This window comes from Dialister micraerophilus DSM 19965, from assembly GCF_000194985.1.
Lineage (GTDB): Bacteria > Bacillota > Negativicutes > Veillonellales > Dialisteraceae > Dialister > Dialister micraerophilus.
Map to the genome: position 1 here is coordinate 1,177,354 of NZ_GL878519.1, position 22,638 is coordinate 1,199,991.

Below are 22,638 nucleotides of genomic sequence, written 5' to 3' on the forward strand. Positions count from 1 at the left end.
ATTTAGCCGTGAATGTTTATTTGAATTTCAGATATAGACATTCACGGTTTTTGTACTTAAGTTTACAAATTATAAAAATTCCCTCTAAAGTGATTTTGCATAAATACTTTAGAGGGAATTTTTTAAATTGATTTTATTTAGTATTAATCATTCCACCAGAAGATACCTTTTTGTTTAGGTAAACATTTTTTATTGAATATAGGAGATTTGATTCCCTTTCGTAATTGTTCTTCATAATCAGTCAAAGCGGCTTTAACTTGAGGGAATAAAATTAAAAGTGCGGTTACGTTTGTCAGCACCATGAAAGCCATAAATAAGTCGGCTAAATTCCAAACTAACGGTAATTCCGCTTCTGCACCGAATAAAATCATTACTGCAATTAAAACTCTGAATAAATAGAGAGGCCATTTTTTATTTGTCAAATGCATAATATTTATTTCACCATAGTAGTAATTTCCTATGATGGAGCTGAAAGCAAATAATAAAATAAGAATTGAAATTGCTACTGAAGCGTTAGGTCCGAAATATTGTGTGAAATCCCATTGAATCAATTCAATTCCGGTTATTCCTGCAGATGCATAATCTCCGGACAGTAATACGATGAAAGCTGATGCAGAACAAATGAATAAAGTATCTACATACACACCGAAAGCTTGAACTAAACCCTGAGTAACCGGATGTTTAGTTTCAGCTGAAGCTGCTGCATTTGGAACGGAACCTTCACCGGCTTCATTTGAGAAAAGTCCGCGCTTGAATCCGGTTAAAACAGCAGCACCCATACCTCCACCGAATGCAGCCTTGTAGTCAAATGCACTTCTGAAAATCAATGCAAAAGCGTCAGGTAACGCTTTAATGTTATATATCATAATACCAAGAGCGATAATAATATAAATTCCCGCCATGATAGGTACTATCCATTCAGTAACTTTTGCAATACGATGCATACCGCCACAAATAACAATCATTGATAAAACGGTAATAACTATACCGACTATCATACGATCAGCACCTAAAGCATTGTTTAATGCCAATGAAATTGTATTTGACTGAACAGAATTATAAATCATACCATATGTAACTGAAATCAGTATTGCAAAAATTGCGGCCCATAATTTATAACCTAATCCGTTCTTTAAATAGTAGGCGGGGCCGCCTCTGAAACTGGAATCTTCATCTTCGGCCGGAATTTTATAAATTTGAGCCAATGTACTTTCTACAAATCCTGTAGCGGAACCTATTACTGCAATAAACCACATCCAAAAGATTGAACCCGGACCACCGGTTGTAATGGCTATTGCAATACCTGCTATATTACCTACACCTACACGTGATGCAGTACTTATACAAAAAGCTTGGAACGAAGAAACTTTTTTTCCGGAAGTTTTATTTCCGGCAGAATCTATAATAAGATTGAACATCCGTTTAAAATGTCTAAGTTGTACGGCTTTTGTTTTGAAAGTAAAATAAAAACCTGCACCGACAAGCAGAATTATGATTACCGAAGACCAAAGGAAATCGTTAATCATAGTAATAAAGCTGTTTAGAATTTCCATACACTTCTCCTCTTTATATTTACCTTAAACTCACATTATGCTCTATATTTTGAAATAAATGAAACATATTGTTGTTAAAATTATTTTTATATATTGAATGTTTTTGAATAAGAATTCGGCTTTACGTTATATTAAGTAAAATACATAATATAAATTTAATTTAAATATGTTATTTATAATCATATAAAGCTTATAAATATAATAGTATCACGTTTTCAATAATTTTTCAGTAATTTATGCACATGGAAATAAACTTTTAATTTTTATAAAGTTTAAAACAGACAAATTTGATTATTGTATATGAGAATATTAAATAAAATTTGCAATTAATGTTTTGAAAAATAAAAAATGGAATAATTTACTAAAATATAAAGTATTAATAGGTAAATGTTTATTAAAGGGGTAAATTATAAAATAGAAATTTTAAGCATTTATGTAAAAATGTTATAATGTAATCATTTGGAGGTGTAAGCATGCGTTTTTTTGCAAGAATTATTCTCTTGATTATGTGTTTAAGTGTATCAGTCAATATATCTGCAAAAACATTAAAGATAGGAATGAAAGGGCAAGAAATAACTGCACTTCAAAATTCATTGGTTGCTGCAGGTTATTTAGCGCGAACAGTTGATTCCGAATATGGTTCAACAACTGAGAAGGCCGTATCGTTATTTCAAAAAGATAAAGGACTTACCATTACCGGAGAGGCTGATGAAAAAACGTTGAAGGCTATAAAAAAAGCTGAAAATAAAGGATACAGAAATGGTGGAGGCATAGTATACGCAAAAGGTAATCTTGGAATCGAAGTGGAAAAATGGCAAAAAGTTTTATATGAGTCGGGATGTTTGAATGGAGATGTTGACGGAATATACGGCACAGAAACTTTCAACGCTGTAGAGCTGTTTCAAAAAAATAATGATATTCCGGTATCAGGTGCTATTGATGAAATGACACTTAGTGCTTTGGAAAAGCGAAAAGAAAAAATAGATTTGGCGAGAAAAAATAATAATATTTATTTATATACATCAGGTGATGTAGGTAAAGATATAGAAAATATTCAAACGAAATTACAAGAATATGGTTATTTGGACGGAGACATCGACGGTATATACGGTAATGATACAGAAACCGCGGTCAAAAAGCTTCAAGAAAAAAGCGGATTGGCAATATCGGGCAGTATTGACGAAGAAACGATGAGAGAACTTTTAAATACAAAAAATGTATATGATAAAAGTTTACATAAAAAATATATAATGATAGGTGACAGCGGTACCGATGTAGGTGAATTACAAAATAAATTGATTTTACATGGATATAATCCGGGAATTGCCGACGGTTTTTTCGGTAATGATACAGAAACCGCAGTAAAGTTATTTCAAAAAGATAATAATTTGGAAGTAACTGGAATAGCAGACAGTGTTGTAATAAAAAAATTAAAAAAAGCACCATACTTTAAAGGAGAATATAAAAAGAAAATTCATATGCAATCTACCGCATACACACCGTTAGACGGTGACGGTAACGGAAAAACCAGTATGGGAGCATATGCGGGCAAAGGTCATGCAGCTGTAGATCCTTCAGTAATACCTTTAGGAAGTACAGTTTTTATAGAAGGATACGGATATGCGGTTTGCGATGATATAGGCGGAAGCATAAAAGGAAACATAATAGATGTAGGAGTAGATACTTTAAATCAAGCATATCAATGGGGATATAAAGAAGATGTTTTAGTATACGTAATTTAATGAAACGGCAGTTATTGCCGTTTTATATTGAGTTTAAGTTGTAATTAATGTATAATTTTCTGTTGTAACTGAGAATTAATTTATGTTGAAAAATAAGTATATAGAAAGCAGGATGGTTATGAAAGAAATGACAGCCGTAATTTTGGCAGCAGGGCAGGGCACAAGAATGAAATCCGACTATCCGAAAGTACTACATAGTGTTTGCGGTGTGCCTATGGTTAAACAAGTTATTAGAGTGGCAACTGAATCCGGATTTAAAAAATGTGTTGTTATAACAGGTTTTAAAGAAAAATATGTACGTGAAACAGTAGGAAATATTGTTACTTTTGTACATCAAGAAAAGCAACTCGGTACAGCACATGCAGTTATGCAAGCTGTTCCGGAGTTCAAAGATGATAAAGACGGATATATTTTGGTAGTGTGCGGAGATACGCCGTTATTAAAGGTGGAAACAGTAAAAAAAATATTGAACACTTGCGTAGAAAACAATGCCGCAGCGACAGTTCTAACGGCTATTGTAGATAATCCTTTCGGATACGGAAGAATTATTCGTGATAAAAATGGAAATATGAAATCTATTGTAGAACAAAAAGACGGAACACCCGAAGAGTTGAAAATTAAAGAAATAAATACCGGAACATATATTTTTCACGTAGAAACTTTTTTGGAAGCATTGTCTAAAGTAAGTAATGAAAATGCACAAAACGAATATTATTTGACAGATGTATTTGAAATAATGATATCTGAAGGCAAAAAAGTAATACCTGTAATAACAGATCAAGAAGAAACTTTAGGTGTAAATACACGTCAGCAATTATCACAAGCGGAAAAAATTTTGAGATTAAGAAAATTGGATGAGTTGATGACTCAAGGTGTGACTGTTATTGATGCAGAAAACACATATGTAGAGCAAGACGTAAAGGTAGGAAGAGATACAATAATTTATCCGGGAACAATATTGCAAGGAAGTACGGAAATCGGAGAAAAATGTATAATAGGACCTGAAACTCAATTGAAAAATGTTAAATGCGGAAATAATTGCAATTTAAATAGAGTGTACGCAATAGATTCGGAAATAGGAAATGATAATAATATAGGACCGTTTGTACATATAAGACCCGGAACTGAAATAGAAAATAATGTAAAACTGGGTAATTTTGTAGAAGTAAAAAATTCCACGATAAAAAGCGGAACCAAGTTACCGCATTTGATTTACTGCGGAGATGCGGATTTGGGTGAAAATGTAAATTTCGGCTGTGGAACCGTGACAGTTAATTTTGACGGAAAAGAAAAACATAGAACTGTTGTTGAAGATCATGCATTTATAGGCTGTAATACGAATTTAGTTGCACCTGTTCGTGTAGGTAAACGTGCATTTACGGCAGCGGGTTCTACTATTACCGAGGATGTTCCTGAAAATTCACTTGCTATTGCACGTCAACGTCAAAAAAATATTAAAAATTGGGTGAAAAAAGGAACTTATAAAGATGATTTGAAGTAAAAAAATAAAAAAAATCAAAAATCTGTAATTTTGTAATAAAAAATGTTATAAAAACGGTCGATTTTGTTATATAATAAAAGCGATACAACAAAGTATACTGTTTTATACAAATCCGAAATATATTCTAATATCTAGGGAAAAGGAGCGACCCAACAATGGAAATGGAAGATACGTCAAAACTGAAGATTTTTACCGGTAATTCACACCCGGCACTTGCAAAAGAAATTTCAGATTATATCGGAGTACCGTTAGGTAAAGCTATATGCGGAAGATTTAATAACGGCGAAATTCAAATTATGATTAATGAAAGTGTAAGAGGTAAAGATTGTTTTATTATCCAACCTACCGGTGCACCTGTTAATGATAATTTGATGGAAATATTAATAATGGTAGACGCTTTAAAACGTGCATCCGCTCGTCATATTACCGTGGTTGTTCCATATTATGGATATGCAAGACAAGATAGAAAAACAAGAGGAAGAGAACCAATCAGCTCCAAATTGGTTGCAGATTTATTGACAGTAGCCGGTGTTACACGTGTGGTTACAATGGATTTGCATGCAGGACAAATCCAAGGATTTTTCAATATGCCGGTAGATCATATGTTGTCATCTTCACTTCTTGCAGATTATGTAAAATCAAAAAAACTTGAAAATCTTACAATTGTGTCTCCTGATTTGGGTGGAGTTACACGTGCAAGAGAATTGGCGGATCGTGTAGGAGCTCCGATTGCAATTATAGAAAAAAGAAGACCTGAACCCGGTGTGGCGAAAGTAATGAATATTATAGGTGAAGTAAAAGACAGAAACTGCTTTGTAGTAGATGACATTGTAGATACTGCAGGTTCTCTGTGTGAAGGTGCAAATGCACTTATGGAATATGGTGCAAGAGGTGTGTATGCAGCTGTTTGTCATCCGGTACTTACAGATCCGGCAATAGAACGTATAAAAGCATCTGCAATTAAAGAACTTGTTGTAACAAATTCATTGCCGATAGAAAAATACAAAATGATTGATAAGATGACCGTTCTTTCTATAGCACCTATTTTAGGAGAAGCTATTTTACGTATTTTCCACGATGCATCCGTGAGTCAGATGTTTGATAAATAAAATGAAATTGATTGTAGGTTTAGGAAATCCGGGAAAAGAGTATGAAAAAACTCGTCATAATATAGGGTTCGATGTATTGGAACTTTTTTCACATAGAAATAAATTAAGTTTGTGGAAGAATTTCATGAATTCTGAAATTGTAACTGTAATGAATAACGGTGAGAAAATTATTTTTGCAAAACCTCAAACATATATGAATAACAGTGGGGAATCGATAGGAGATATTGCAAAATACTATAAAATTGAACCTGAAGATATATGGGTTATTTGTGATGATTTGGATTTACCTGTAGGGAAAGTCAGAATTCGCAAAAAAGGGTCTGCAGGCGGACACAACGGATTGAAATCAATAATGGCACATTTACAATCTGAAAATTTTTGCAGATTTAGGGTAGGAATAGGACATCCTAAAAACGGACATACCGTAATTGAACATGTTCTCGGAAGGCCATATGGAGAAGATATAAAGAAAATAGAAGAAGCTGAAGAAAAAGTAGCTGAATCTATAGAATTTGCTTTAAAAGAAAATATTGATAAAGCAATGAATTATTTCAATGATAAAAAAAATAAATAATAAGTGTAATGTAAATGAAAGGTTGTTTATTGCAAAAGCGATGCAACCTTTTATTACGGGAATTTTGGAGGAAATATGGGCGGTAAACTTATCGTACTGGAAGGGATAGACGGAAGCGGTAAAGCGACACAATCTGAATTGCTCGCCGAAGCTTTGAAAAAAAACAATAAAAGTGTTATTCAAGTAACATTTCCTGATTACGAAAGTCAATCATCATCTTTGGTGAAAATGTATTTAAACGGAAATTTCGGAACAGCACCCGAAGATGTAAATCCGTATGCCGCTTCAATGTTTTATGCTGTAGACAGATTTGCCTCTTATAAAATGAAATGGAAAAAATTTTATGAACAGGGCGGAATTGTAATTGCAGATAGATATACTACAAGTAATATGGTTCATCAAATGACAAAATATGATAATGAAGATGAACGTGAAAAATTCCTAAAGTGGTTGGAAGAAACGGAATATAAAATATTGGGATTACCGACTCCGGATATGGTTATTTTGCTTGATGTGCCTCTTGAAATATCGGAAAAACTTGTAAAAGAGAGAGCTTTAAGCGGTGGGAATATGGATATACATGAAAAGCATTTAGACTATTTACATAAGTGTTATGATTCATATCAATGGCTTTGTAAAAGATACAATTGGGAAAAAATTTCATGTACAAATAAAAAAGAGTTAAAGAAAGTTGAGGAAATTGCAGAAGAAATTTATAAAACGGTAAACGGAAAAATTCTTGCAATGTAATTTAAAAACTTATATAATTAAATATGATTCTTCAGGGCAGGGTGAAATTCCCGACCGGTGGTAAAGCCCACGAACCGAAAGGTAGATTCGGTGAAATTCCGAAGCCGACAGTAAAACATGACAGTCTGGATGAAAGAAGAATGTTTTTTGTGTGTTATGCCTCCCTGAAGAAGGGAGGTTTTTTTGTTTATAAATGAAGATGAAAAATGGATGTCACATGCATTGGATTTGGCAAAGCACGGATATTGGTATACGGAAACAAATCCCTTGGTAGGTGCGGTTCTGGTAAAAAACGGAAAAGTTGTAGGAGAAGGTTGGCACAAAAAGTATGGAGACGTGCATGCTGAAGTAAATGCTTTTAAAAATTGCAAAGAAAATACGGAACATGCAACTTTATATGTCACACTTGAACCTTGTTGTCATTACGGAAAAACACCTCCATGTTTGAATCTTGTTCTTCAAAAAAAAGTTAAGCGAGTAGTAATAGCAATGAAAGATCCGAATCCGTTGGTTTCAGGTAAAAGTATAAAAATATTAAAAGAAAACGGTATTCAAGTAATTGTAGGTGTGTTGGAAAATGAAGCGGTAAAGCTTAATGAAATTTTTATTAAATACATAACCGAACATAAACCTTTCGTTTTATATAAAGCTGCAATGTCGATTGACGGAAAAATTTCTTGCTATACAGGCGATTCTAAATGGATATCATCAGAAACATCAAGAAATGATGTGCATTACTTACGAAATAAATATAAGGCTATTATGGTCGGCGCAGGTACTATAAAAAAAGATAATCCTTCTTTGACGTCAAGATTTTATATAATTAATAAAAAAAACGGTGAAAAAGAATTGATGAAAAATCAACGCAATCCGATACGTATTATAGTTGACGGTAAATTATCTTCACCGATAGATTCCAAAGTTTTTCAAGATGGTGGAAAAACTGTTGTACTAACAACTTCATATGCAGATAAGAAAAATGTGGAAAAATTTAAAAATAAGGGAATTGAACTTATATATTCAAACTTAGGGAATGACGGCAAAGTAGATTTAAATAAATCATTGGAAATACTTGCACGAAAAGGCATAAACAGTATATTGCTGGAAGGTGGAGCCGAGACTGCAGCGGAAGCATTTAATCAAAAGATTGTAGATAAATTGCGAATATACATAGCTCCGATTATAATAGGCGGAAAAACATCTCCATCAATTATAGGAGGATCCGGAGTAAGTAAAATTTCAGATGCAATAAAACTTAAAAATATAAGTATAAATAATTTAAATGAAGATACAATTTTTGAAGCATATACAAATTGGTAAAAATTAATTAAAGGATGCAAAATGTTTACAGGAATTATAGAAGAAATAGGAAAAGTGGAAAATATCATAAAAAATACTCATTCCTTCAAGTTGATTGTAAAATGTAAAAAAGTAATTCAAGATGTAAGTGTTGGAGACAGTATTGCAGTAAACGGAGCGTGCTTAACGGTAACCGAATTCGGAGAAAATTCGTTTTCTGCAGATGTAACTTCGGAAACAATGAGAAGGACTGCGTTTTCATTATTACAAATCGGAACGGAAGTGAATTTGGAAAGAGCATTATCATTTAAAGGACGTTTGGGCGGACATATTGTATTGGGACATGTAGATTGCTGCGGTAAAATTATATCCGAACGTAAAGATGAAAATGCAGTACATATAAAAATTGAAACGGAAGAAAAGTGGTTTAAATATATAATTGAAAAAGGCTCAATAGCTGTAGACGGTATAAGTCTTACGATTTCAGAAAAAAGCGGAAAAACATTTATTGTAACAATTATTCCTCATACGGGGATTAAAACAACTTTATTAAACAAAAAAGTTGGTGATATGGTAAATCTTGAATGCGATTATCTGGGTAAATTTGTAGAACAACTGATAAACAAAAGCAATGAAAAATTGACGATGAAAGATCTCGAACTTGTAAGGGGGAAACGTTATGGGATATAAATATGATCCTATTGAAGATATTATAGAAGATATAAAAAACGGAAAAATTGTAATTATGAAAGATGCAAGTTCGCGTGAAAATGAAGGTGATTATATTTGTGCAGCCGAATTTGCAACACCTGAAAATGTTGCACGAATGGCTATCGAAGCAAGAGGCGTAATTTGCATGCCTATGGATGAAAAAATTGTAGATAAACTTAGATTAAGGCCGATGGTTGCAAAGAATACCGATAATCATCAAACGGCATTTCTTGAATCTATAGATCATGTTGATTCCGGAACAGGTGTATCTGCATATGCAAGATCATTGACAACACTTGAAGCGATAAAAGATGATGTAGACCCTTTAAAATTTAGAAAGCCGGGACATTTATTTCCTTTAAAAGCAAGGGAATGGGGTGTATTAGAAAGAGCCGGACATACTGAAGCAACCGTTGATTTGGCAAAACTTGCAGGACTTAAACCTGCCGGACTATGTTGCGAAATAATGAGTGATAAAGGTATGATGTCAAGTGAAAAAGAATTATTTGAATTAGCAAAAGAAAAAAATTTAAAAATAGGGAATATTCAGGATTTAATAGAATATCGGAAAAAGCATGAAAAAATAATTGAACGTGTTACAGAAGCTGAAATGCCTACAAAATATGGAGAATTCAGAATATATGGGTATATTAATAAATTGAACAATGAGCACCATGTAGCACTTGTTATGGGAGATGTTTCAAAAGAAAAAGAAGTATTGTGTCGAATTCATTCGGAGTGTTTGACAGGAGATTGCTTCGGTTCATTACGATGTGATTGTGGAGAACAATTTGCAGCTGCGATGAAACAAATTGCAAAAACAAAATGCGGAATTATGGTTTATTTAAGACAAGAAGGAAGAGGAATAGGTCTTATAAATAAAATAAAAGCATATAATCTGCAAGATCAGGGATATGACACTGTAGAAGCAAATTTAAAATTGGGATTTGCTGCAGATTTAAGAGAATATATGGTAGGAGCGCAAATTTTAAAGGATTTGAATGCAACACGAATTAAACTGTTGACAAATAATCCACATAAAATTCATGATGTAAGCGGGTATGGTATTGAAATAGTTGAACGTGTTCCGATAGAAATGAAACCTACACATGAAGACGAATTTTATTTGAAAACAAAACAAGAAAAAATGGGTCATATGTTAAAAATTTAATTTAATAAAGGAGTATTGAAATGAATATTAAAATAGGTATGCTTAATGAAAGTGATGTAAAAATAGGTATTATAGCATCAAGATTTAATGAAGTAGTAGTATCTAAGTTGATAGACGGTGCAGCAGATGCTTTGGATCGTCACGGAGTAGATATGGAAAGTGTCGATCTCGTATGGGTGCCCGGAGCATTTGAAATTCCTGTTACAGCAAAAAAAATGGCTGAAAGCAATAAATATGATGCAATAATTTGTTTAGGTGCCGTAGTCAGAGGAGAAACGGATCATTATGAACATGTAGCAACAGAAGTTACTAAAGGTATAGCCTCCGTATCATTAAACACAGGAATGCCTGTACTTTATGGAATTTTGACCACTGATACTGTTGAACAAGCTATAAACAGAGCCGGAATGAAATCCGGAAATAAGGGATTTGAGTGTGCTGTAGATGCACTTGAAATGATAAATTTATTTAAAAATTTATGATTGATTTGTCATTCGGAGAATACTTATGGGAAATAAAAAAGAAAAATTTTATGAACAACTTTGTGAAATTACAGCAAGTTGTGAAAATGAAATAAATTTGCTACAAAAAGTCTTTGAAGGTAATTTAAATGTTTTTGATGCATTTGCTCCTATAAGTGAGACTAAGCAAAATATAAATATTTTAATGCCTAAAATAAATCGAAGGGCTATTAAAATTTGTAAAATATCCGATGAAGGATTCTTAGTTTATAGATTGGTAGACAAAATATATACTGCATCAGTGTTGATTGATGAAATATTTTTGCAAATTCAGACATTTCCTCAAGAAGAATGTCCGAGAAATTTGGAAGTAGTACTAAATTTGATAAGATGTTCTTTTGGAGAATTGGTAAAAATTTTGCAATATACTGAAAATATCGATGATTCGTACATGAAAGCGGAAGCGAGAATAAGAAAAATTTTCGAATATAAAAAACGTGGAGATGCATGCTATTCAGATTTGTTGAAAAGTTTATATACTATGGAAGATAGAACTTTGTATGTAATACGATGGAAAGAAATAATTGAAAAATTAAAAAATATTTTGGATGAATGTATTGAATCCGCAATAATTTTAAGAACTTTATTGTAATTAAAACCATCCTTTCGGGAGGATGGTTTTAAAATATTGTTTCCGGCAGGATGGTTTTAATTCTTTATCTATTTATAATCGATAACAATTTTATCTAAGTTAAAATATTTATAATAAATTGAGAGGTAACTATGAATTTCAAAAAACGTTTATTTTCATGGGATGACGGCAAAACATTAGAGTTGGGTGATGAACCTTCCATTATGGGTATTTTAAATATAACTCCCGATTCTTTTTCTGACGGCGGGAAATGGAATTCAATTGAAGCTGCTGTGAAACATGGGAAAGAAATGGTTTTACAAGGAGCAGATATAATAGATGTAGGTGCGGAATCGACAAGACCCGGACATACAGTTTTAACCTATGAAGAAGAAATAGAAAGATTGAAAAAAATTCTTCCTTCTTTGATAACAGAGCTGACAGTCCCGATTTCGGTAGATACGTATCATTGGCAAACTGCTAAATATGTAATTGAAGCCGGTGCTCATATAGTAAATGATATATGGGGATTGCAATATGATAATGGAGAAATGGCAGATGTCGTTGCAGATAAAAATGTACCCGTGATTATAATGCATAATCAAAAAGATGATATTTACAATGGGGATATTATTGATTGTTTAAAATCATTTTTTGATAAATCATTAGAAATTGCAGCTAAACATAAAATTGATGAAGAACAAATTATTTTGGATCCAGGTATAGGTTTCAATAAGAATTCAGAAGAAAATTTAGAAATTTTAAAAAGACTTGATGAACTCACATGTGAATATAAATATCCATGGCTTTTAGGTGTTAGTCGCAAACGATTTATAGGAACCGTGCTCGATTTACCTGTAAATGAAAGAGATGAAGGAACAGGTGCTGTAAGTATTTGGGGAATAACGAAAAAATGTACTATAATGAGGGTGCATAATGTAGCTTTAAATGCAAGATTGATAAAAATGTGGAATGCTTTGTCGACGAAGGTGTAAAATGGATGAGATTTTTTTAAAAAATATGTCTTTCTTCGGGCATCATGGAACAGATAAAGAAGAACGAAGAATAGGACAACGTATATATGTTGATTTAATTATGAAATTGGATTTATCTCAAGCATCTGAAACAGATTCATTAGAAAAAACTGTTAATTATGCAGAGGTCTTTAAAAGAGTGGAAAGAATTGTGGAAGAGGATTCTTGCAAACTGCTGGAAAGACTTGCGGGGAAAATAAATGAAGAGATATTAAATAATTACTCCGATGTTAAAGCAGTAACAACATCCGTACATAAACCCGGAGCACCGATTCAAGGAATATTGGATGACATAGTTATTACCATACAAAAGAAGCGTGAGATATGAAGTACTATATAGCATTGGGATCCAATCAAGGTGCAAGTGAAGAAATATTTAAATGCGCATGTAAAAGTTTGGAATGTAAAGGTTGTAAAATTATTTCGAAATCTGCACTTTATAAAACAAAACCATGGGGTAAAACAGATCAACCTGTATTTCTAAATTCTGTAATAGAAATTAATTTTGATAAAGGACCGGATTTATTGTTGAAATATTTGCTTTCGGTCGAAAAAGAATTTGGAAGAAAAAGAATTGTACATTGGGGACCTCGGACATTGGATTTAGATATTATTTATGCTGATGATGTATATGTAAATACGAAAACATTAAAAATACCGCATCCGTTTTTCTGGGATAGAGCTTTTGTTTTGATTCCGCTATGTGATATACGACCTGAATTTAAATTTAAAAATCAAACTATAAAAAATAGAATAGAAGAGCTTAACGGTTATGAAGATGTAATCAAATATAAATTGCAGTGGTAAAGGTGAATTTTATGAATGATAAGACGGAATATGCCAATGTAGTAACTCTTCCATCAAAAAACATTTTAGGAAAAATAAAAAAAGATGATTATGAAGTAAATTTATATGCAGGTAAAGAGATTATTGATTTTTTAAATAATAAATCTTACATAAAAAATGATTTAAATAAATACAACGCCGGTAAAATAAATATGATATCCGGCGCTTTTGGAGCGCAAAAAGCATATCTTACCTCAATTTTAAAAAATAATAATTCTACATTGATTATTGTTCCTGAACAGAAAGATATATTCTTATGGAATCAAGATATTAAGTTTTTTATGCCGGAAAAACAAGTTTTATTTTTCCCGATTATGGATAAGGTAAATTTTGAAGTTACATATAGCAGTACGGAAAGATTAAGGGACAGAGTACAATCTTTAGCGGCATTATACGATAATAAAGATGTAGTTGTGATAGCATCAATAGTAGAGGTAATGCAAAAAATACCGTCTAAAATAAATGTAATTCAAAAGACATGGACAATTTCTCTTCAAGATGAAATTGTTCGTGGAAGAATATTAAACAAATTAGTTGATTTGGGATATGAACGTGTAGATCAAGTTGAGAGAGTAGGGCATTTTTCTATAAGAGGAGATATACTTGATATATTTTCAATAAATGAGGAAAATCCGATAAGAATTGAATTTTTTGGAGATGTTGTAGATAATATAAGGTATTTTAATAAAGATACTCAAAGATCTGTAAGCGGTTTAAATAAAGCTACTATATTTCCTGTAACTATAGGAATGGAAATTGATGATTGTATATTTTCATATTTAAATAACAGTCATTTGATTTTTGATGAACCGTCAAGATGTAAAGAACAGTTAAAGAAATATTTTAAAGAGGAAAAAGAGAACAAAGAAAAAGCATTTGACTGGAATTACGTAATCAATATTTTAAACAAAAAAGAAAATATAGGAAAATGTACATTCTTTTCACTTTTAAAACAAAAAATTGAAGGAATAGAAATACAATCATCTTTTAATTGGGACGGTCAGACCGTTACGAATTATCAAAGACAAATTCAGATTTTTATAGAAGATTTAAGAAAATTGCTTGAAAGAAAATGGAGTGTTATTGTTTTAGCTCCAAGTATTTCAATTTATAAAGAATTACAAAATTTATTTTCCGATTTCGGAATAAATATATCAAAAGAAATAAAAAACGGTGAAGTATACCTTACAAACGGAACAATATCAGGAGGTTTTGAAGTACCTTCTTCATCTTTTGTTGTATTTTCTGCGGGAGATATTTTCGGTAAACATAAGAAAAAACGTTTTGCTAAATTTTCTCAAGGAAAACAAGTACGATACTTTTCAGATTTGAAAGTCGGGGATTATGTAGTTCAGAGATCTCATGGAATAGGAAAATATATAGGGGTCAATACTATAGAAATTGACGGTATTCATCGTGACTATGTAACAATACAGTATGCAGGTGATGATAAATTATATTTACCTATGGAAAAAATACGAACGCTTGAAAAATACATAGGTCCGGAAGGAAAAGTTCCTGCTTTAAATAAAATGGGCGGTATTCAATGGGAACGAATTCGAAATAAAGCAAAAAAATCCATAAAAGAATTGGCGGAAAAATTATTAAAAGTATATGCAGAGCGTCAATTAGCAAAAGGGATTTCTTTTTTACCTGACAGCAGTGAGCAAATTGAATTTGAAGATGCTTTCGAATATGTAGAAACCCCCGATCAATTATCTGCAACGGAAAAAATAAAAAAATCTATGGAATCTTCCACACCTATGGACATGCTTTTGTGTGGAGATGTAGGGTTCGGTAAAACTGAAGTTGCAATGCGTGCCGTATTTAAATGTGTAATGAGCGGATATCAATCTATAGTACTTTGCCCTACAACGGTTTTGGCAAGTCAACATTTTAAAACTTTTTCAGAAAGAATGAATAAATTCGGAGTTAATGTTCAACTTTTAAATCGTTTTGTAAAAACAAGTGAAAAAAATAAGATATTATCTGGTTTGAAATCAGGGCAAATAGATGTTTTGATAGGCACTCACAGTGTTTTATCAAAGTCTATAAATTGCAGAAGGTTAGGACTTTTGGTTGTAGATGAAGAGCAACGTTTCGGAGTATTTCAAAAAGAAAAATGGAAGTCATTGACAAGCGGAATTGATATACTTACTTTATCTGCAACACCTATACCGAGAACTTTACATATGAGTTTATCCGGAGTACGTGATATGGCTGCAATTACGCAAGCACCTCAGAACAGGCATGCAGTACAAACATATGTAATTGAATACAATGAAGATATTGTTAAAGAAGCGGTTTTAAGAGAAAAAGAAAGAAACGGTCAAGTTTATTTTGTTTATAATCGTATCGAAAGTATAGATATGATGAAAGACAGGCTTGAAAAAATATTTAAGGGAAAAGTACGTATAGGTGTAGCTTATGGAAGAATGAAAGGCAGTGAACTTGAAAAAGTCATGTTTGATTTTTATCAAGATAAATATGACGTATTATTATGTACTACACTTATAGAAAATGGATTAGACCAACCTAATGCAAATACCATTATTATTTATGATGCCGATTTTATGGGATTATCTCAGCTTTATCAAATGAAAGGTAGAGTCGGAAGATCCGATAAAATTGCTAAAGCATACTTTTTTTATAGAAAAGATAAAGTTCTTTCGGAAGTTGCCGAAAAGCGTTTAAATACAATTCGTGAGTTTACGGAACTAGGTAGCGGATTTAAAATTGCAATGAGAGATTTGGAAATAAGAGGTGCAGGAAATCTTTTAGGTTCAGAACAACATGGAAATATTTACAATATAGGGTTTTCTACATATTGTAATATGTTGGAAGAAGAAGTATCTAAACTTCGCGCAAAAATATATAAAACTCCAATACCTAAAAAAATTCATCACGCAATGATTGAATTCAGGCAAGAAGCGTATTTGGATAAAAATTATATAGATAATGATAACAGTAAAATGGAAATTTATTATAGACTGTCGTCCGTTACATCTATAGAAGAATTAAATGATTTCATTGATGAAGTAATTGATAGATACGGTACTCCTACAGAGCCTGTGAAGCGATTATTTAAAATTGCAGAAATGCGTATTAAAGCAAGTGAACTGGGGATCGGTTCGATAATGGATGAAGGTAAGACTGTATTGATTACATGGGCAGCAGAAGAGTGTCTGAAAAAAATAAATTGGATGAATCTTCCAAAAGAAATCCTTATGAAAATACATATTTTGCCAGGTTCTCCTGCTCGTGTTAGAATTAATAAAGCTGCTATTCAAGAAAATATAACGGATTGGATATCAGAATTTATTGATAAAATATTGAAAGAAATTCATAGGTGAAAAAGTGCGTAAAAATACTTTTATACAAGGTGCTATGGTTTTAGCCGTGGCAGGTATTATTGTAAAATTTATAGGTGCATTCAGTCGTATATACTTATCAAGATTGCTCGGCGGTGAAGGTATAGGATTATACCAAATGGCATATCCTATTTATTTGCTGTGTTTATCTGTATCTTCTGCAGGATTACCTGTTGCGATTTCAATTATGGTTGCGGAAAGAAATGCCATACATGATTATCTTGGTGGTCAAAAAGTTTTCCGTATATCAATGATATCGTTGGCGGCCACCGGATTGTTTTTCAGTGTTCTTTTATTTTTCGGCGCACAATGGTTGGTTGATTCCGGTATGGTTCGTGACGAAAGAGCTTACTGGTCACTTTTAGCTTTATCTCCGGCTATTTTTTGTGCAACTATGCTTGCAACATTGAGAGGTTATTTCCAGGGATTGCAATTAATGACACCTACTGCAGTGTCGCAGATTATAGAACAAGTAGTCAGAGTAGCGGCCATGATTATTTTTGCAATTATATTATTACCTTATGGATTGGAATTCGGTGCTGCAGGAGCAACACTTGGTGCGGCTCCCGGTGCCTTCATGGGAATAATGGTTTTGATTGCATTTTTCTATACTACACGCAATTGGCGAAATGAATTGGCACATGAACAAGATTTAAGTATAAAACCTCAAGGAAGTTTTGAAATTATAAAAAGACTTTTAGTTTTGGCAATACCTGTATCATTAGCAAATATTATGCTTCCTATAGTTTCAAATATAGATTTATTTATAGTTCCGCAGAGATTGGAAGTAGCAGGATACAATGTCGAACAAGCAACAACATTGTTCGGATATTTGACCGGTATGGCAACATCACTAGTGAATATGCCTACCATTGTAACAGCATCACTTGCTGCAAGCCTTGTTCCTGTAATTTCTGAAGCTATAGCACAAAAAAAAGAAGAAGTTATTATCTCAAGAACCGATACCGCAATTCGTTTATCAAATCTTGTTACAATTCCTTCTTTTATAGGAATGTGTGTAATTGCAACTCCTATTTCGACGATGCTTTATGCTATTCCGGATGCCGGACCATCCATAGCAGTAATGAGTTTTGGTATATTTCTTTTAGGAATTCAACAAGTAACAACAGGTGTACTACAAGGTATGGGCAAAACTTCAATACCTTTTATAAACATGGTTATAAGTGCTACCGTGAAAGTTGTTTTATCGTGGAATTTAACCGCGATACCTTGTTTCGGAGTACTTGGAGCTGCATGGGCAACAAATGCAGACTTTGGTGTTGCAGCTGTTTTAAATCTTATATTTTTGTATAAATACAGAAAATATATGATGGATTGGATTCATACAATAAAAATATTTATTTCAGCTTTCATTATGGGTGCGGCAGTTTATGGAGTTTATAACGGATTGCATAGTATAGTAAAAGGAAATACTATACCGACAGTATTTTCAATAATTGCAGGTATTGTAGTATATGTTGCATCAATTATTTTGATTAAAGCGGTAAAAGAAGATGATGTAGTAAGAATACCGAAAATAGGAAATAAATTAGCGAAAATTATAAGAAAATTAAGCATTAAGAGCTGATTGAAGATTGATATATATAAAAAAATCAGATTTAAAGCATAAAAAATGCAAATATCCTTGCCAAGAGATGATATAACGTGTATAATTCAGTAGAAAGTCAGTTCCATAGGGCACTGGCGACTGAAAGTGCTTGTATAAGCGATTATATTTGTTAATTTTTATTTTTTATAGTCCGTGTTCTATAAAAGACAGAAAATGTTATTATATTTTTGTTAAGTGAATATAATCGCATTTAATTCAAGGAGGATGTTTAAATATGAATAAAACGGAATTGATTACGGCAGTAGCACAGAAGGCTGAAATGACAAAGAAAGACGCTGAAAAAGCAGTTAAAGCAGTTATTGATGTTATTTCAGATGCTATGGTAAAAGGAGAAAAGGTTCAGTTAATCGGATTCGGAACATTTGAAGTTCGTGAACGTAAAGCAAGAGAAGGTCACAATCCTTCAACACAGAAGCCGATTAAGATTCCTGCATCTAAGGCTCCTGCATTCCGTGTAAGCAAGCAGTTGAAAGAAAAAGTAAATGCAAAATAATGTAATATAGAATTAAAGAGCAACATTGCACAGCGCGGTGTTGCTTTTTAATTTTATAAAAGATTTTAAATTTCTTTACCTTTGCAGCTCTTTCCTCTATAATTAAAAAAGCTTATGAAATGGAATGTGATATTAATGGAAAAACAAAGATCTCGTCGTTTTTTTATTTTAACGGCAAGTATAGGGACAGGACACAGTCAAGCTGCAAGAGCGATTGCAGAAGCAATCAAGGAAGAACATCCGCAAGATAGTGTAAGAGTTTTAGATTTTGTTTCAAGAGATTTTTTTTCTATTGATTCAATGATAAAAAAATCGTACTTGAAGATGATTGAATTATTTCCGGAACTTTATGACAGTTTATATAGTAATTCGCAGAAAAGTCGTTTTGGAGAAACTTCACAAATTTTAGTTTCTTGGAGTTTTAAAAACAGAATGAAAAAATTAATTAAAGTATTAAATCCTGATGCTTTAATATTTACTCATCCGTTTCCGGCTGCTGCCGCAAATTTATTGAAAAAAGAAGAAATAATAAAAATTCCGTTGTTGGGTGTTATTACAGACTTTGATATACATCAACTGTGGATAGATAAAGAATTGGATGCATTATGCGTAGCAACCGATAATTTGGCCGAACATCTAAAAAATTATGGAATTGATTCAAATAAGATTTATTCTACCGGGATACCGATAAGAAAGTCGTTTTATGAAGTTTCGGACAACATAACACCTGAAAAAGGAACGGTGCTTTTGATGGGTGGAGGATTAGGACTTGGAGATATAACCGATAATTTAAAACGTTTGGATAAAGTAAAAGAAATAAAAAAATTTATTGTTATTACAGGTAAAAATATTAGTCTCTATGAAGATGTATCGGCATTGTCGGAACATCTGATACATCCTGTGGAATTACATAGTTATACAAATAAAGTTGCAGAAATAATGAAAAGAAGTGAGATTTTGGTAACTAAACCCGGGGCATTGAGCTGTACTGAAGCCATGATGTTGAAATTACCTATGGTACTTGTAAATACTTTGCCGGGACAAGAAAGAGCAAATGCATCTTATATGGTTAATAAGGGTTGTGCATTGTGGGTTAAACGTGGAGAGTTGTCGGAAGCGGTAGAAAGTATTTTGCAAAATTCCGAAAAAAGGAAACAAATGGCTGAAGCCTGTGGAGCAAATACCGTACAAAGTGCAAAAGAAGTTGTAAAAATTTTATATAATTTGATGAAAAATAAAGAAAGAAATACTTGAAGTGTTTCTTTCTTTATTTCTTGTGTTAAAATAGAACAAAATATTTTAGGAGGACTTATTTATGGTTCTGAAAAAATTACCTATTACAGAACATCGTTTATATAAAATTGCAGAAGAATATGGCACTCCTTTTTATATATATGATCAAAAAGGTATTGAAGATAATATAAATAATTTTAAAAAATCTTTTTCTTGGTGCTCAAATTTTTATAAATATTTTGCAGTAAAAGCCACACCCAATCCTTGGATTTTAAAATTATTACATAACATGGGTATAGGTGCAGATTGCAGTTCGATGGCAGAGTTGATTTTGGCAGAAGCTGTAGGCTTAAAAGGAAAGGAAATTGTTTTTTCATCAAATAATACTGCCGATGAAGAATTTATAAAAGCAAATTCTTTAGGAGCTATTATTAATTTGGATGATATATCAATGTTTGGAGATTTGGAAAGATTAAAAATTATTCCGGAAAAAATTTCATTTAGGTATAATCCGGGAAATAAAGTATCCATAGGAAATAATTTCATAGGAAAGCCTGAAGATGCAAAGTATGGAATGACTAAAGAACAACTTCTTGAAAGCGTACAAATAGCTAAAAAACTTAAAATACCGTTTATAGGCATACATACGATGATTGTTTCATCAGAATTAACATTGGATGTATTAATAGCCAATATTAGAATGTTGTTTGAGTTGGCAATTGAAATAAGAGAAAAATTTAATGTAATTGTAGATTTTATAGATTTCGGTGGAGGAATAGGAATACCTTATCATCCTGATGATAGAGCTGTAAATCTATTTGAATTGGGAAAAAGAACTCATGAGTTGTTTAAATCAATGATGAGCGGATTTGAAAAAACTCAATTGAGTTTTGAATGTGGAAGAGCAATTACCGGACCATATGGATACTTGGTAACAAAAGTTATACATCATAAAAATATTTATAAAAAATATATAGGTGTAGATGCTTGTATGGCAGATTTAATGAGACCCGGAATATACGGTGCATATCATGAAATTACAGTTTGTTCCAAGGAAGATACAAATGAAACTCAAATTTATGATATCGTGGGTTCTTTATGTGAAAATAATGATAAATTTGCAATAAACAGAAAATTACCGAAAATTTTAAAAGGTGATTTGATTGTTATACATGATACAGGAGCTCATGGACATTCAATGGGATTTAATTATAACGGTAAACTCAGACATCAAGAATTATTATTACATTCGGACGGTACAATTCAAAAAATAAGAAGAAATGAAACTTTAAATGATTTATTTTCAACTCTTGATTTTCCGGGATTATAAAATTAAAACACGTTCCACTTTGAAGTGAAACGTGTTTTTAATTATCAAATAAGATTAGGAGCTTTATTTAAAGCAAGTTCAGTCTCATAAATTAATTCTTTAACAATTTCTTTTGCAGGTAATATTTTATTTAATTTAACCAGTGACATTCCTGCAAGTACGTATCCGTTTTCAATATCACCTTGGAGCATACCTTTTTCAAGAGTGCCTGTTGCTAATGAATCTAATTCTGATTGCGATGCGCCGTTATATTCTTTTGAAATATAATTTTCAGAAAATTTATTTTTTAGTCCTCTAACACTTGCTGCTGTTGAAAAACCTGTTACCGTAGAATCTGTATCTGTGGCATTTATGATGGCATTTTTTGCATTTTCATGTATCGCACATTCTTCGGATATGAGGAATCGTGTGCCTATTTGAACACCGGATGCACCTAAAATTAAAGCTGCTGCAATACCTTTGCCATCAACGATACCTCCTGCAGCAATAATAGGAATTTTTATTGAAGGAACAATATTTTGCATTAATGACATAATTGTAATTTTTCCGTCATGACCTCCGGACTCCATACCTTCCAATATTAATGCATCAGCACCTTTTTCTTGCATATATATAGCAGATTTTAAAGTTGTTGTTAAAGGAATACATTTTATTCCATTAGTTTGAAGTGTGCTGAAATATGGTGATGCATCTCCTGCAGCTAATGTAACAAAGGGAACCTTTTCATCGCAAACTAATTGTAAAATATCATCTTTATTAGGCGCTTTAATCATTATATTTACACCGAAACATTGATTTTTCCCCATTATATCTTTATATAATTTTATATTTTTACGAACTTCATCAACGGAAAATCCGCCAGATGCCATAACACCTGCACCGCCGGCACTACGAACCGCAGCAGCAAGTTTTGCATCTGAAATATGTGCCATTCCACCTTGAATAATAGGATATTCAATATTAAGAAGTTTTGTCAGCTCTGTGTTCCACATAGTATAAATTCTCCTTTATTGTAAATAATTTAATTTGTAAAATATGTTATCTCTATTTTATTACTGTTTTTTATATTTATCAATTAATGGTACACTTATTCACTAAAAGTTACTAAATATTGTTCAAAAAAGATTGACGTGATATACTAATTGTGTAAAATATATAGTTTTTATATTTAATAATTTAGAATGTGTGCATTATTTTAT

Annotated in this window: 20 protein-coding genes and 1 riboswitch; of the genes, 18 read left to right on the forward strand and 2 right to left on the reverse strand. The window is 32.2% G+C overall.

Annotated features, from left to right (window positions below; translation table 11 throughout):
- Window positions 1-143 precede the first annotated feature (143 nt).
- Complete coding sequence (locus HMPREF9083_RS05625; RefSeq protein ID WP_007556428.1) at window positions 144-1,553, reverse strand: alanine/glycine:cation symporter family protein; 1,410 nt, start codon at window positions 1,551-1,553, stop codon at window positions 144-146.
- Between the two features lie 473 nt (window positions 1,554-2,026).
- Here HMPREF9083_RS05625 and HMPREF9083_RS05630 point away from each other — a divergent pair, with 473 nt between their 5' ends.
- The 18 genes from HMPREF9083_RS05630 to lysA all read left to right on the forward strand — a co-directional run bounded on the left by HMPREF9083_RS05630 (window position 2,027) and on the right by lysA (window position 21,439).
- On the forward strand, window positions 2,027-3,295 hold the full coding sequence (locus HMPREF9083_RS05630; RefSeq protein ID WP_007556429.1) for a peptidoglycan-binding protein: 1,269 nt from the start codon (window positions 2,027-2,029) through the stop codon (window positions 3,293-3,295).
- 118 nt (window positions 3,296-3,413) lie between these two features.
- On the forward strand, window positions 3,414-4,796 hold the full coding sequence (gene glmU / locus HMPREF9083_RS05635) for a bifunctional UDP-N-acetylglucosamine diphosphorylase/glucosamine-1-phosphate N-acetyltransferase GlmU (protein ID WP_035062875.1): 1,383 nt from the start codon (window positions 3,414-3,416) through the stop codon (window positions 4,794-4,796).
- A 155-nt stretch (window positions 4,797-4,951) separates the two neighbouring features.
- Window positions 4,952-5,905, forward strand: coding sequence for a ribose-phosphate diphosphokinase (locus HMPREF9083_RS05640; protein WP_007554140.1), 954 nt, complete (start codon window positions 4,952-4,954; stop codon window positions 5,903-5,905).
- 1 nt (window position 5,906) lies between these two features.
- Complete coding sequence (gene pth / locus HMPREF9083_RS05645; RefSeq protein WP_035062877.1) at window positions 5,907-6,479, forward strand: aminoacyl-tRNA hydrolase; 573 nt, start codon at window positions 5,907-5,909, stop codon at window positions 6,477-6,479.
- Window positions 6,480-6,554: 75 nt separating this feature from the next.
- The gene (gene tmk / locus HMPREF9083_RS05650; protein WP_007556433.1) at window positions 6,555-7,229 is read left to right on the forward strand and encodes a dTMP kinase; all 675 of its coding nucleotides are present in this window, start codon (window positions 6,555-6,557) and stop codon (window positions 7,227-7,229) included.
- Window positions 7,230-7,252: 23 nt separating this feature from the next.
- Window positions 7,253-7,374: riboswitch (FMN riboswitch) on the forward strand.
- A gap of 38 nt (window positions 7,375-7,412) precedes the next feature.
- Window positions 7,413-8,549, forward strand: a complete 1,137-nt coding sequence (gene ribD, locus HMPREF9083_RS05655; protein ID WP_007556434.1) for a bifunctional diaminohydroxyphosphoribosylaminopyrimidine deaminase/5-amino-6-(5-phosphoribosylamino)uracil reductase RibD — start codon at window positions 7,413-7,415, stop codon at window positions 8,547-8,549.
- A gap of 21 nt (window positions 8,550-8,570) precedes the next feature.
- The gene (gene ribE, locus HMPREF9083_RS05660) at window positions 8,571-9,218 is read left to right on the forward strand and encodes a riboflavin synthase (RefSeq protein ID WP_007556435.1); all 648 of its coding nucleotides are present in this window, start codon (window positions 8,571-8,573) and stop codon (window positions 9,216-9,218) included.
- Entirely contained in the window at window positions 9,208-10,410 is a 1,203-nt protein-coding gene (locus HMPREF9083_RS05665; protein ID WP_007556436.1) for a bifunctional 3,4-dihydroxy-2-butanone-4-phosphate synthase/GTP cyclohydrolase II, read from the forward strand. Before ribE ends, HMPREF9083_RS05665 begins: the two co-directional genes overlap by 11 nt.
- Window positions 10,411-10,430: 20 nt before the next feature.
- Window positions 10,431-10,892, forward strand: coding sequence for a 6,7-dimethyl-8-ribityllumazine synthase (gene ribH / locus HMPREF9083_RS05670; protein WP_007556437.1), 462 nt, complete (start codon window positions 10,431-10,433; stop codon window positions 10,890-10,892).
- 25 nt (window positions 10,893-10,917) lie between these two features.
- Window positions 10,918-11,523 carry a hypothetical protein gene (locus HMPREF9083_RS05675; RefSeq protein ID WP_007556438.1) on the forward strand — a complete coding sequence of 202 codons (606 nt, stop codon included), beginning with the start codon at window positions 10,918-10,920 and terminating at the stop codon, window positions 11,521-11,523.
- Window positions 11,524-11,654: 131 nt separating this feature from the next.
- On the forward strand, window positions 11,655-12,497 hold the full coding sequence (gene folP / locus HMPREF9083_RS05680) for a dihydropteroate synthase (RefSeq protein ID WP_007556439.1): 843 nt from the start codon (window positions 11,655-11,657) through the stop codon (window positions 12,495-12,497).
- Window position 12,498: 1 nt separating this feature from the next.
- Window positions 12,499-12,864: a dihydroneopterin aldolase gene (gene folB / locus HMPREF9083_RS05685; protein WP_007556440.1), complete on the forward strand. Its 366-nt coding sequence runs from the start codon at window positions 12,499-12,501 to the stop codon at window positions 12,862-12,864.
- Entirely contained in the window at window positions 12,861-13,343 is a 483-nt protein-coding gene (folK, locus tag HMPREF9083_RS05690) for a 2-amino-4-hydroxy-6-hydroxymethyldihydropteridine diphosphokinase (RefSeq protein WP_007554149.1), read from the forward strand. The genes folB and folK overlap by 4 nt, the downstream gene beginning before the upstream one ends.
- Before the next feature lie 11 nt (window positions 13,344-13,354).
- Window positions 13,355-16,735, forward strand: a complete 3,381-nt coding sequence (mfd, locus tag HMPREF9083_RS05695) for a transcription-repair coupling factor (protein ID WP_035062740.1) — start codon at window positions 13,355-13,357, stop codon at window positions 16,733-16,735.
- A gap of 4 nt (window positions 16,736-16,739) precedes the next feature.
- A complete protein-coding gene (locus HMPREF9083_RS05700) occupies window positions 16,740-18,341 on the forward strand; it encodes a putative polysaccharide biosynthesis protein (RefSeq protein ID WP_007556443.1) in 1,602 nt (533 codons plus the stop codon).
- Between the two features lie 256 nt (window positions 18,342-18,597).
- The gene (locus HMPREF9083_RS05705) at window positions 18,598-18,876 is read left to right on the forward strand and encodes an HU family DNA-binding protein (protein WP_007554151.1); all 279 of its coding nucleotides are present in this window, start codon (window positions 18,598-18,600) and stop codon (window positions 18,874-18,876) included.
- Between the two features lie 135 nt (window positions 18,877-19,011).
- The gene (locus tag HMPREF9083_RS05710; protein WP_007554219.1) at window positions 19,012-20,130 is read left to right on the forward strand and encodes an MGDG synthase family glycosyltransferase; all 1,119 of its coding nucleotides are present in this window, start codon (window positions 19,012-19,014) and stop codon (window positions 20,128-20,130) included.
- A 61-nt stretch (window positions 20,131-20,191) separates the two neighbouring features.
- A complete protein-coding gene (gene lysA, locus HMPREF9083_RS05715) occupies window positions 20,192-21,439 on the forward strand; it encodes a diaminopimelate decarboxylase (protein WP_007556445.1) in 1,248 nt (415 codons plus the stop codon).
- A 44-nt stretch (window positions 21,440-21,483) separates the two neighbouring features.
- Here lysA and HMPREF9083_RS05720 read toward each other — a convergent pair whose 3' ends face one another.
- Window positions 21,484-22,431, reverse strand: a complete 948-nt coding sequence (locus HMPREF9083_RS05720; protein WP_007556446.1) for a nitronate monooxygenase — start codon at window positions 22,429-22,431, stop codon at window positions 21,484-21,486.
- Window positions 22,432-22,638 lie beyond the last annotated feature (207 nt).

Excerpts from the sequence above, each read along its gene's own strand:
- HMPREF9083_RS05705 (WP_007554151.1), top strand. The coding sequence starts at position 18,598 with ATGAATAAAACGGAATTGATTACGGCAGTAGCACAGAAGGCTGAAATG.
- HMPREF9083_RS05625 (WP_007556428.1), bottom strand. The coding sequence starts at position 1,553 with ATGGAAATTCTAAACAGCTTTATTACTATGATTAACGATTTCCTTTGG.
- HMPREF9083_RS05640 (WP_007554140.1), top strand. The coding sequence starts at position 4,952 with ATGGAAATGGAAGATACGTCAAAACTGAAGATTTTTACCGGTAATTCA.
- HMPREF9083_RS05710 (WP_007554219.1), top strand. The coding sequence starts at position 19,012 with ATGGAAAAACAAAGATCTCGTCGTTTTTTTATTTTAACGGCAAGTATA.
- pth (WP_035062877.1), top strand. The coding sequence starts at position 5,907 with ATGAAATTGATTGTAGGTTTAGGAAATCCGGGAAAAGAGTATGAAAAA.
- HMPREF9083_RS05665 (WP_007556436.1), top strand. The coding sequence starts at position 9,208 with ATGGGATATAAATATGATCCTATTGAAGATATTATAGAAGATATAAAA.
- HMPREF9083_RS05675 (WP_007556438.1), top strand. The coding sequence starts at position 10,918 with ATGGGAAATAAAAAAGAAAAATTTTATGAACAACTTTGTGAAATTACA.
- ribE (WP_007556435.1), top strand. The coding sequence starts at position 8,571 with ATGTTTACAGGAATTATAGAAGAAATAGGAAAAGTGGAAAATATCATA.
- folP (WP_007556439.1), top strand. The coding sequence starts at position 11,655 with ATGAATTTCAAAAAACGTTTATTTTCATGGGATGACGGCAAAACATTA.
- tmk (WP_007556433.1), top strand. The coding sequence starts at position 6,555 with ATGGGCGGTAAACTTATCGTACTGGAAGGGATAGACGGAAGCGGTAAA.
- folK (WP_007554149.1), top strand. The coding sequence starts at position 12,861 with ATGAAGTACTATATAGCATTGGGATCCAATCAAGGTGCAAGTGAAGAA.
- folB (WP_007556440.1), top strand. The coding sequence starts at position 12,499 with ATGGATGAGATTTTTTTAAAAAATATGTCTTTCTTCGGGCATCATGGA.
- ribH (WP_007556437.1), top strand. The coding sequence starts at position 10,431 with ATGAATATTAAAATAGGTATGCTTAATGAAAGTGATGTAAAAATAGGT.
- lysA (WP_007556445.1), top strand. The coding sequence starts at position 20,192 with ATGGTTCTGAAAAAATTACCTATTACAGAACATCGTTTATATAAAATT.
- mfd (WP_035062740.1), top strand. The coding sequence starts at position 13,355 with ATGAATGATAAGACGGAATATGCCAATGTAGTAACTCTTCCATCAAAA.
- glmU (WP_035062875.1), top strand. The coding sequence starts at position 3,414 with ATGAAAGAAATGACAGCCGTAATTTTGGCAGCAGGGCAGGGCACAAGA.
- HMPREF9083_RS05720 (WP_007556446.1), bottom strand. The coding sequence starts at position 22,431 with ATGTGGAACACAGAGCTGACAAAACTTCTTAATATTGAATATCCTATT.
- HMPREF9083_RS05630 (WP_007556429.1), top strand. The coding sequence starts at position 2,027 with ATGCGTTTTTTTGCAAGAATTATTCTCTTGATTATGTGTTTAAGTGTA.